General features: G+C 75.3%; 8 protein-coding genes. 2 read left to right on the top strand and 6 right to left on the bottom strand.

Annotated features, from left to right (window positions below; translation table 11 throughout):
- Positions 1 to 140: 140 nt before the first annotated feature.
- From JN535_RS17480 to JN535_RS17460, 5 genes are all read right to left on the bottom strand, one after another.
- On the bottom strand, positions 141 to 1,112 hold the full coding sequence (locus JN535_RS17480) for an alpha/beta hydrolase (RefSeq protein WP_205207058.1): 972 nt from the start codon (positions 1,110 to 1,112) through the stop codon (positions 141 to 143).
- On the bottom strand, positions 1,109 to 2,068 hold the full coding sequence (locus JN535_RS17475; RefSeq protein ID WP_205207056.1) for a zinc-binding dehydrogenase: 960 nt from the start codon (positions 2,066 to 2,068) through the stop codon (positions 1,109 to 1,111). Before JN535_RS17475 ends, JN535_RS17480 begins: the two co-directional genes overlap by 4 nt.
- An 82-nt stretch (positions 2,069 to 2,150) precedes the next feature.
- Positions 2,151 to 2,861, bottom strand: coding sequence for a maleylpyruvate isomerase N-terminal domain-containing protein (locus JN535_RS17470; protein WP_205207054.1), 711 nt, complete (start codon positions 2,859 to 2,861; stop codon positions 2,151 to 2,153).
- 71 nt (positions 2,862 to 2,932) lie between these two features.
- The gene (gene metX / locus JN535_RS17465; RefSeq protein ID WP_374100524.1) at positions 2,933 to 4,189 is read right to left on the bottom strand and encodes a homoserine O-acetyltransferase MetX; all 1,257 of its coding nucleotides are present in this window, start codon (positions 4,187 to 4,189) and stop codon (positions 2,933 to 2,935) included.
- 101 nt (positions 4,190 to 4,290) lie between these two features.
- Positions 4,291 to 5,628, bottom strand: a complete 1,338-nt coding sequence (locus tag JN535_RS17460) for a bifunctional o-acetylhomoserine/o-acetylserine sulfhydrylase (RefSeq protein WP_205207050.1) — start codon at positions 5,626 to 5,628, stop codon at positions 4,291 to 4,293.
- 372 nt (positions 5,629 to 6,000) lie between these two features.
- On the opposite strand from JN535_RS17460, the gene JN535_RS17455 reads away from it, so the two are divergent.
- Positions 6,001 to 7,443, top strand: coding sequence for a C40 family peptidase (locus tag JN535_RS17455; protein ID WP_205207048.1), 1,443 nt, complete (start codon positions 6,001 to 6,003; stop codon positions 7,441 to 7,443).
- Between the two features lie 85 nt (positions 7,444 to 7,528).
- Here JN535_RS17455 and JN535_RS17450 read toward each other — a convergent pair whose 3' ends face one another.
- Positions 7,529 to 8,032, bottom strand: coding sequence for an inorganic diphosphatase (locus tag JN535_RS17450; RefSeq protein ID WP_034655165.1), 504 nt, complete (start codon positions 8,030 to 8,032; stop codon positions 7,529 to 7,531).
- A gap of 159 nt (positions 8,033 to 8,191) precedes the next feature.
- On the opposite strand from JN535_RS17450, the gene dacB reads away from it, so the two are divergent.
- Positions 8,192 to 9,691: a D-alanyl-D-alanine carboxypeptidase/D-alanyl-D-alanine endopeptidase gene (gene dacB / locus JN535_RS17445; RefSeq protein ID WP_307868900.1), complete on the top strand. Its 1,500-nt coding sequence runs from the start codon at positions 8,192 to 8,194 to the stop codon at positions 9,689 to 9,691.
- The last annotated feature ends 44 nt before the right edge of the window (positions 9,692 to 9,735 follow it).

The following is a 9,735-nucleotide window of genomic DNA, read 5'->3' as shown; positions in this document are numbered from 1 at the left end:
GCATACCCACCCACAGACACCCTGGCTACCCGGGGTAGAACCATGGTCGGCCGAGGTAGAACCGCGGTCGGCCGAGATAGAACCGCGGTCGGTACGGTAGAGCCGTGATTCTCGAGCTGGGCGGTCTCTGGTCGTCGACGTCAGGCCCAGCCGTAGGCCGCCGACCAGCGCACGATCTCCGCGAAGAACCGCGCCCGCGGCTCGGGCGCGGAGAGGGAGAGGTCGTGCATCCCGCCGGGGATCCTGACGATGGTGACGACCCGTCCCAGGTGCGCGGCGCGGCGCGCCAGCGGCTCGACGTCGAGCACGATGTCGGCGGAGCGCATGTCCTCGGACCATCGGGTGCTGAACAGCGACTTCTCCGCGAGGAGCACGAGCACGGGGCAGTCGATGGCGAGCCCGGCCGCGACGCGGGCGTGGCCCGAGATGACCGCACGCAGCCAGCCGGCGCGGACGGGGAACGACGGGACGGGCCGCCAGGCGTCGTCGATGACCCAGGTGCCGTCGTCGCGGTCGCGCAGCGTGCGGGCGTAGTAGCCCGGGTCGACGTTCGGCAGCGGGGTCCGCGGCTGGAAGCGCGCGAGCTGCCGGATGGCGGGTCCGGAGACGGTCCGGGCGACCGACGACCCCTGGAGCTCGAGCCACGGGCTGTTGAGCACCAGTCCGCGCACGACCCCCGGGTGCCGGTGCGCCCAGAGCGCCGCGACGAGCCCACCGGTGGAGTGACCCATGAGCATGATCGCGGCGTGCGGGCCGAGGTCCGCCCGGACGAGGTCGAGCGCGGCGGCGATGTCGGGGTCGTACTCCGTGAGGTGGTCGACGTACCCGGGCGTCTGGTGGGGGCGCAGGCTGCGCCCGTACTTGCGGAGGTCGACGGCGTAGAACGCCGCGCCGAGCGCGTGCCAGGTCTCGGCGAGCTCGGTCTGGAAGAAGTAGTCGCTCCAGCCGTGGACGTAGAGCACCGCGCGTGCGGGACGGATCGGTTCGTCGGTCGCCGGCGCGTGGCGGACCACGGTCACGACGACCTCGCCCTCGTCGTCGGGATCCAGCTCGACCGTGCACTGCTCGTACCCGGCGCCGAGGACGTCCGGACCCCAGCCGGGCGACGTCACGGCGTGAGCACCACCTTGCCGAACTGCTCCCCGGCGGCGAGTCGCGCGAGCCCGTCACGTGCGCGCGCGAGGGGCAGCACCTGGTCGACGACGGGCCGCACCTCGCTCCGCGCGAGGAACCGCAGCAGCGCCGCGAGGTCGTCGCGCGACCCCATCGTCACGCCCTGGACGCGGATCTCGTGGAAGAAGACGCGGGTCAGCTCGGCGGGCGACGCGTCCCCGCTCGTCGCTCCGGCGACGACGACGGTCCCGCCCGGACGCACCGAGCGCAGCGAGTGGCGCCAGGTCGCCTGGCCGACGGTCTCCACGACGACGTCGACCGGCGCGGGCAGACGCGCGCCGGGCTCGAACGTCGCGGCCGCCCCGAGCCGGGCGGCCCCCGCGCGCTTGGCGGCCGAGCGGGACGTGACCCACACCTCGAGCCCGGCGGCGGCGCCCAGCGCGACGGCCGCCGTCGCGACGCCGCCGCCCGCGCCCTGGACGAGCACGCGGTCCCCGGGCGCGGCACGACCGGCGGTGAAGAGCATGCGGTACGCGGTCAGCCAGGCGGTCGGCACGCAGGCCGCCTCGACGAACGTCAGCTCCGAGGGCTTGGGGACGAGGTTGTGCGTCGGGACGGCGACGCGCTCGGCGAGCGTGCCGGGGTAGCGCTCGGAGAGCAACGACCGACGCTCCGTCGGCCCGACACCGTGCCCGTCCGCCCCGATCACCGCGTGCACGACGACCTCGCTGCCGTCGGGGGCGACGCCCGCGGCGTCGGTCCCGAGGATCATGGGGAGCCGGTCGGAGGGCAGCCCGACCCCGCGCAGCGACCACAGGTCGTGGTGGTTGAGCGACGCGGCGCGCACGTCGACGGTCGTCCAGTGCTCGTGAGGCTCGGGCTCGGGACGTTCCCCGACGACCAGCCCGGCCAGGGGGTCGTCGGCGTCGAGATGGTCGGCGTAGGCGGCGAGCATGCCCCCAACCTACGGTCCTGCCTGCGCCTCGACCACGGGGACCCGGGTGCGGCGCGTCACCTTGTCCTGCGACGACCGCTCGTCAGAGCAGCGGGAGCATCCGGCCGAGGTCGGGGACCGCCTCGGAGGTGTGCACGGGCTCGAGGGCCCGCGCGAGCTCGTCGACGTCGTAGGGGACGCGGCCGCACGCGAGCCGCAGCCACAGGCGCGGGTCGCGTACCTCGAGCGCCCAGCCCCCGCGCGTGACGACGACGTGCAGCAGCTCGGCCGCGACGGCGTCGAGCGCGCCGCGGTCCACCGGGTCGGCGACCACGCCCGGGAACGTGCGCGCGAGGTCGTCGGCGTGGACGACGAGCTCGAGGACCCGTGAGCGCACCATGTCCTGGAGGGTGATGGGCCCGCGGCGCGCCTGCACCACGTGCTGGCCCCGGAGCTCGTCGAGCCGGGAGAAGCCTGCCGCGGCGAAGGCCTGGACGCGTCCGAGGCGGTCGTCCGCGATCTCCTCGTCGAGGGCCCGTGTCGAGCGCTCGATCTCCTCCGCGCGCTCCGGGTACGTGCCGAGGTACTCCGCGAGCGTCAGGGGCACCGTCCCGGCGGGCACCGGCCCGCACAGCGCCAGGGTCTCCATGACCCGGCCGAGGTGGGTGACCAGCTCGCCGACGGTCCAGCCGTCGAGAACGCTCGCACGGCCGGCGTCACGGTCGAGCTCGCCCCCGAGGTCGCGCAGCCACCGGTCGAGCCGGTCCCACTGGGTGCGCAGGTGCTGGGCCGCCTCGGTCACGTCGCCGTCCATCTGCTCATCGTGCCAGGGCGGGACGGCCACGCCCGCCACGGCACCGCCTCGTGGACAGGTCGGTCGACCGGTCAGTCGCGGACGCGCGCCGGCTCGCCGAGGAAGTCCGCCACGATGGGGCCGAGCTGGTCGAACTCGATGAGGAACCCGTCGTGCCCGAAGTCGCTCGTGAGCGTGCGCAGCGGTTCGGCACCCGGGATCCCGGCCGCGATGCGCGCACAGTCAGCGGGCAGGAAGAGCCGGTCCGTGTCGACCGCGACGACGAGCGCGTGCGCGGTGATCTGCGCGAGCGCCGCCTCGACGCCGCCGCGGTCGCGGCCGAGGTCGTGCGTGAGCATCGACTCGGTGAGCACGACGTACGAGTTCGCGTCGAAGCGGCGCGCGAGCTTGTCGCCGTGGTGGTCGAGGTACGACTGCACGGCGTACCGGCCGTCGGTGAACGGGTCCTCGCCGCCCTGCGGGAGCCGGCCGAACCGCTCGTCGAGCTCGCGCGCGGAGCGGTAGGTCGTGTGCGCGATCTGCCGCGCGATGCCGAGCCCGACGTGCGGGCCCTCGCCGTCCGCGGCGTCGTAGTAGTCCCCGCCGCGGAACCCGGGGTCGGCGCGGACCGCGCCGAGCTGGGGGTGCGCCCACGCGATCTGGTCTCCGGTCGTCTGCGCGGTCGTCGCGATCGCGGCGAGCGAGACGACGTCGATCCCCGCCTCCGGTCCCAGCAGCGCCCACTCGAGGACGCGGTGCCCGCCCATCGAGGCGCCGACGACGAACGCCCACGACGTGATGCCGAGCGACCGGGCGAGCTCGATCTCGACCGCGACCTGGTCGCGCGTCGTGACGCGCGGGAAGCGGCTGCCCCAGGGACGCCCGTCGGGCGCGGGGGAGGCGGGGCCCGTGGTGCCCTGGCACCCGCCGAGCACGTTGGGCGCGACGACGAACCAGCGGTCGGTGTCGATCGGCGCGCCCGGTCCCACGAGCGACTCCCACCAGCCCGCGGTGGCGTGACCCTCGCCGGCAGGACCGCTGACGTGGGAGTCGCCGGTGAGGGCGTGCAGGACGAGGACCGCGTTCGACCCGTCCGGGGCGAGCGTGCCCCACGTCTCGTACGCGACGCGGACGTCGGGCAGGCGGGCGCCGGACTCCAGGTCGAACGTGCCGACGTCGGCGAACTTCCGCCGCCCCACCGGGTCCCCGTCCCGCCAGGCGCCGGTCGCGGGGACCGGAGCCTTCACCCGCGCGCGCGACGGCGCGACGCCGCGCCCCGAGGCGTCCGGCCGGGGGCCGCGCCAGGCGTCGGGGGCGGGGGAGAGGAGGTCGTCGTTCACAGGGCTCACCGTCGGCCACTGTACGGCCGGGGCGCGCAGGGCGCCCCGGCTGTCCAGATCCGTCATCGCAGTCCTCGTCGTCGTTCTGCGGCGCGTGCGGACGCTGCCGCTCAGGCGTCCAGCGCGGACTTGGCGGCGGTGAACCCCAGCTCCAGGTCGGCGAGGATGTCGTCCACGTGCTCGATGCCGACGGCGAGGCGGACGAGGCCCGGCGTGACGCCGGACTGCGCCTGCTCCTCGGGCGTGAGCTGGCTGTGCGTCGTCGATGCGGGGTGGATGACGAGCGAGCGGACGTCGCCGATGTTCGCGACGTTCGAGTGGAGCTGCAGCGCCGAGACGAAGGCCTGGCCGGCCTCGCTGCCGCCGTCGAGCTCGAACGCGAGGACCGCGCCGGCGCCGCGCGGCAGGTACTTCTGCGCGTTCGCGTGCCACGGGCTCGACGCCAGCCCGGCGTAGTGCACGGTGCGGACGTCGTCGCGCGCCTCGAGCCACTCCGCGACCTTCTGCGCGTTGGCGACGTGGCGCTCCACGCGCAGCGACAGTGTCTCGATGCCCTGCGCGATGAGGAACGCGTTGAACGGCGAGATCGCGGAGCCCAGGTCGCGCAGGAGCTGGACGCGCGCCTTGAGCACGTAGGCGAGGTTCGCCCCGAGGATGCCGTCCACGCCGAGGTCGCGCGCGTAGACGAGGCCGTTGTACGACGGGTCGGGCGTGTTGTAGTTCGGGAACCGCTCCGGGTGGGCCGCGTAGTCGAACGAGCCGCCGTCGACGATCACCCCGCCGATCGCGGAGCCGTGCCCGCCCAGGTACTTCGTCGCCGAGTGCACGACGACGTCCGCCCCGTGCTCGAGCGGCCGCAGCAGGTAGGGGGTCGCCACGGTGTTGTCGACGATCAGCGGCACGCCCACCTCGTGCGCCACCGCCGCGACGGCCTCGATGTCGAGGACGTCGGCCTGCGGGTTCGGGATCGTCTCGCCGAAGAACAGCTTCGTGTTCGGGCGCACGGCGTCGCGCCAGGCCTGCGGGTCGTGCGGGTCGGCGACGAACGTCGTCTCGACGCCGAGCTTGGCGAGCGAGTACTGCAGCAGGTTGTACGTGCCCCCGTACAGGCTCGGGGACGCGACGACGTGGTCGCCCGCCTCGGCGACGTTGAGGATCGCGAACGTCGTCGCGGCCTGCCCGGACGCGAGGAGGAGCGCGCCGACGCCGCCCTCGAGCGAGGCGATGCGGTTCTCCACGACCTCCTGGGTCGGGTTGCCGATGCGCGTGTAGATCGGACCGAGGTCCTTGAGGGCGAACCGGTCGGCCGCCACCGACGCGTCGGGGAAGACGAACGACGTGGTCTGGTAGATCGGCAGCGCACGGGCGCCGGTCGTCGGGTCGGCGGTCTGGCCGGCGTGGACCTGGCGCGTCTCGAAGGACCAGGCGGGGGCGTTCTCGGTGCTCATGGTGCTCTCCTGCGGGGTGGTGGGTGGGACGGCGCACGGCGCGCCGGGTGTTCGGGTGCCGCGGGGGACGGGAGGGCGGGATGCCGGCCGTCGACCGCGGCGAGGGGCGCACGCGGGACGGGATGCCACGGCGAGGGCGTCGTCGACGACGGCTCGCGGGCAGGCGAACGTGCGCTGGGATCAGCGACACATTCGACGGGACATGCTCGTGAGGCTAGGCGCGTTCCGCACGGTCCGACAGAGGCGTCTCGCGATGCGAGACCACATCCTGAGAACGGCGGCGCCGTTCCGATGGCGCGTCACGGACGTTCTGGGCAGACTCGTGCGGGTGCTGTCAACGGGACACGCCGGACGGTGTGTCGAGGAGGTGTGATGAGCGACCAGGACCGGAGCCGGGCCGCAGCGGACGACACGGCGAGCGCCGCCGTGCCAGGTGGCGCGGCGACCGCGCCGCGCCACCGCGCGGCGCGCCGCCGTCTGGCCTCCGTGGGAGCCGCCGGCGCGCTCGCGCTCGTGCTCGGCGTCGGCCTCGCGCCCTCCGCGTCGTCCGACCCGCCGTCGGACGACGACGTCCGTGCGGCGCGCGAGGCCGCGGACGGCGCAGCCCGGGACGTCGAGTCCGTCGAGCGCGAGCTGGCGTCGCTGCGGGACCGGCAGTCCGCCGCAGAGGCGGCCGTCGAGACCGCGGCGGAGGAGTACGCCGCCGCGCAGGACGCGCTCGCCGAGGCCGACGCGGAGGTCCGCGAGGCGCAGGCGGCGCTCACGACCGCCCGCACGGGCGAGTCGGACGCGCGCGCCGCGGTGGGTGCGCTCTTCCGCGCGTCCCGGCAGGGCTCCACCGACCTCGACGCGCTGCGCGCCGTCCTCGACGCGGACGGGGTGGACCAGGTCGTCGAGCGCGAGAACGCCGAGCGCGTCGCGGGCCGCACCGCGGGACGCGCGGTCGACGCGCACGCGACGGCTCGCGCCGTCGCCGACACCGCCCGCGCCCGGGCCGACGCGGCGCTCGCGCACCAGGGCGAGGTCGAGGACCGCGCGCGCGACGCGCTCGCTGCCGCCCAGGTCTCGTCCGACGCGCTCGACGACGCCCTGCAGGAGTCCGCCACCCGGCGTGAGGCGCTCCTCGCCGAGCTCGCCCGCGCACGGGCCACGAGCGTCGACGTCGAGCGACAGCGCCAGGACGCCCTCGACGCGCAGGCCGCGGCCGAGCGCGAGACAGCCGCGCGGGCACGGGTCGAGACCCCGGCGACCGGGACGTCGTCGGGCGGCCCCGCGACGCCCCCGGTGAGCAGCCCGCCACCGGAGGACTCGTCTCCTGCACCCGCACCCGCGCCCGCGCCCGCGCCGGCGCCGGCGCCGGCCCCCGCGCCCGCGCCGAACCCGTCTCCCGCGCCGACACCGGATCCGCCTCCGGCCGTCGCGCCGCCCCCGGGCACCGGAGTCGGGAGCGCGGCGCAGGGTCAGGCCGCCGTCGCGTGGGCGCGCACCAAGATCGGCGCCCCGTACGTGTTCGGCGGGACGGGGCCGGGCTACGACTGCTCGGGCCTCACGTCGCGCGCGTGGGCGGCCGCGGGCGTGGACATCACCCGCACGTCGCGGTCGCAGTACCAGCGCGTGCAGAAGATCTCCTACGACCGGCTCCGACCGGGCGACCTCATCTTCTACGCGAACGACACCTCGAACCCGTCGACCATCCGCCACGTCGCGATGTACACCGGGAACGGCAGGATGATCGAGGCCCGCCAGCCCGGCAGCCCCGTGCACGAGGTCGCGATGCGCTGGGCCGACGCGATGCCGTACGCGGGGCGCCCGTAGGCCTCCGTCGTGACGTCGGCAGACGACGGCGGCCGCCCACCTCGAAGGGTGGGCGGCCGCCGTGCCAGGGATCGAGCGCCGGGCGTCAGTGGCCCGGCGTGTGGTACCCGGAGTCGATGGCGCGCTGGAGCGAGCGCTCGATCTCGGCCTCGGCGTCGGCGCGGCCGACCCAGTGGGCACCCTCGACGGACTTGCCGGGCTCGAGGTCCTTGTAGACCTCGAAGAAGTGCTGGATCTCCAGGCGGTGGAAGTCGGAGACGTCGTCGATGTCCTGGCGCCACGCGGCGCGCTGGTCGCCCGTCGGGACGCAGAGCACCTTGTCGTCGCCGCCGGCCTCGTCGCGCATGCGGAACATGCCGAGCGCGCGGCAGCGGATGAGGCAGCCGGGGAACGTGGGCTCCTCGAGCAGGACGAGCGCGTCCAGCGGGTCGCCGTCCTCGCCGAGCGTCCCCTCGATGAACCCGTAGTCGTCCGGGTACCTCGTCGAGGTGAAGAGCATGCGGTCGAGGCGGATACGACCGGTCGCGTGGTCCACCTCGTACTTGTTGCGCTGCCCCTTGGGGATCTCGATCGTGACGTCGAACTCCACTGCTTCCTCCAGTCGTACCGGCACCGCGACGCTCGGGCGGTGGCTGGGTCTGTGGACGACGGACCACGCCGTCGTGCGGGAACTAGTGTGACACGTGACGTCCGCACGAGAGGGCTTCCACCGGGCTCCCGGGCGGGCGGGCTGAGTGATAATGCGCACGTGCCCGCACCCGACGTCCCCGTGGAGGCACCGGTGCCCACCGGTGCCGAGCAGGCGCGCCCGGACGGGACGGACCGAGGGAGACGCATGGGCCGGGGCGCACGGGCGGGCGTCGCCGTCGGTGTCGTGCTCGCCCTCGCGGGCGGCTACGCCGTGGCGGACGCGTACGACGTCGTCCCCGGCGTGCTGACGACCGCGGAGCCGTACCCCGAGCCGAACCCGTTCCCCGAGGCGCCGGGCGCCGTCACGGCGCCCCCGCTCGAGGCCGAGCTCCCTCCGCTCGACGACGCGGCGCCCGTCCCCGCGGTCGGCACCGTGCAGGAGCTCGTGGACGACCTCGCGGCGGACACCCGGCTCGGGCCGCGCGTCGGCGTCCTCGTGACCGACGCCGCCACGGGGGACGTGCTCGGGGCGAGCGGCGACGGCGTGGGCCACGTGCCGGCGTCGACGCTCAAGACGCTCACCGCGGCGGCGGCGCTCACGTCTCCCGGGGCGCACGCGACCCTCCCGACGCGGGTCGTGCTGGAAGGCCAGGAGACCCTCTACCTCGTGGGCGGCGGCGACATGATGCTCGCCGCCGGCGCGGGGGACCCGACGGCGGTCGACGGACGGGCTGGCCTCGGCGACCTCGCGGAACAGGTCGCGGACGAGCTCCGGCTGACGGGCCGCACGACGGTCGGGCTGCGCCTCGACGACACGCTCTTCACGGGCGCCCCGGTCGCGCCCACGGTCGACCCGGCGAGCGTGCGCAACGGCTACGTCGCACCCGTCGCCGCGCTCGCCGTCGACATCGCGCGGCTCGAGGACGAGGAGTACGCGCCGCGCGCCGAGGACCCGGCGATGGCGGCCGCCGACGCGTTCGTCGCCGCGCTCGCCGAGCGGGGGATCACCGTGACGGGCGACGTGGCGCGCGCCCCGGCGCCCGACGACGGGCGCACGGTCGGCGAGGTGGAGTCCGCGCCGCTGAGCGAGGTCGTCGCGTACCTCCTGCAGCACTCCGACAACACCATCACGGAGGTGGTGGGCCGGGTCGTCGCGATCGACGCGGGGCTGCCCGGCTCCGCCGCGGGCGCGACCCAGGCCGTCCGGTCCGCCGTCGAGGGCCTCGGCGTCGACCTCACGGGCGCGGCGCTCGCGGACCTGTCGGGCCTCGGCGACGGGTCGGTCCTCACGCCCGCGCAGCTCGACGAGGTCGTCGGCCTGCTCGCGGACCCGGCGCACCCGCAGCTGCGGCCCGGTGCCGTCGGGCTGCCGGTCGCCGGCCTGTCGGGGACCCTCGGCGAGCGCTACCTGGAGAACGCGGGCCGCGGCGTCGTGCGCGCGAAGACCGGCAGCCTGCCGAACGTCACCTCGCTCGCGGGCACGGTCGTCACGGCCGACGACCGCCTCCTCGTGTTCTCCCTCATGGCCGACGCGGTCCCCGACGGGGGCACGTACGGCGCGCGCCTCATCTTCGACGACTTCGTCGCCTCGCTCGCGGAGTGCGGCTGCACCGCTTGACCCGCGTCGGCCCCCGCCCCCGGGCCCGTCGCCCGAGCCGCAGG

The organism is Cellulosimicrobium cellulans, from assembly GCF_016921195.1.
In the GTDB taxonomy this organism is placed as follows: domain Bacteria; phylum Actinomycetota; class Actinomycetes; order Actinomycetales; family Cellulomonadaceae; genus Cellulosimicrobium; species Cellulosimicrobium cellulans_F.
This window is presented reverse-complemented; position numbering and strand designations above follow the sequence as displayed.

Bases quoted from the DNA above. Each gene is read 5' to 3' on its own strand.
- JN535_RS17460 (WP_205207050.1), bottom strand. From the start codon at position 5,628: ATGAGCACCGAGAACGCCCCCGCCTGGTCCTTCGAGACGCGCCAGGTC.
- JN535_RS17475 (WP_205207056.1), bottom strand. From the start codon at position 2,068: ATGCTCGCCGCCTACGCCGACCATCTCGACGCCGACGACCCCCTGGCC.
- JN535_RS17455 (WP_205207048.1), top strand. From the start codon at position 6,001: ATGAGCGACCAGGACCGGAGCCGGGCCGCAGCGGACGACACGGCGAGC.
- JN535_RS17470 (WP_205207054.1), bottom strand. From the start codon at position 2,861: ATGGACGGCGACGTGACCGAGGCGGCCCAGCACCTGCGCACCCAGTGG.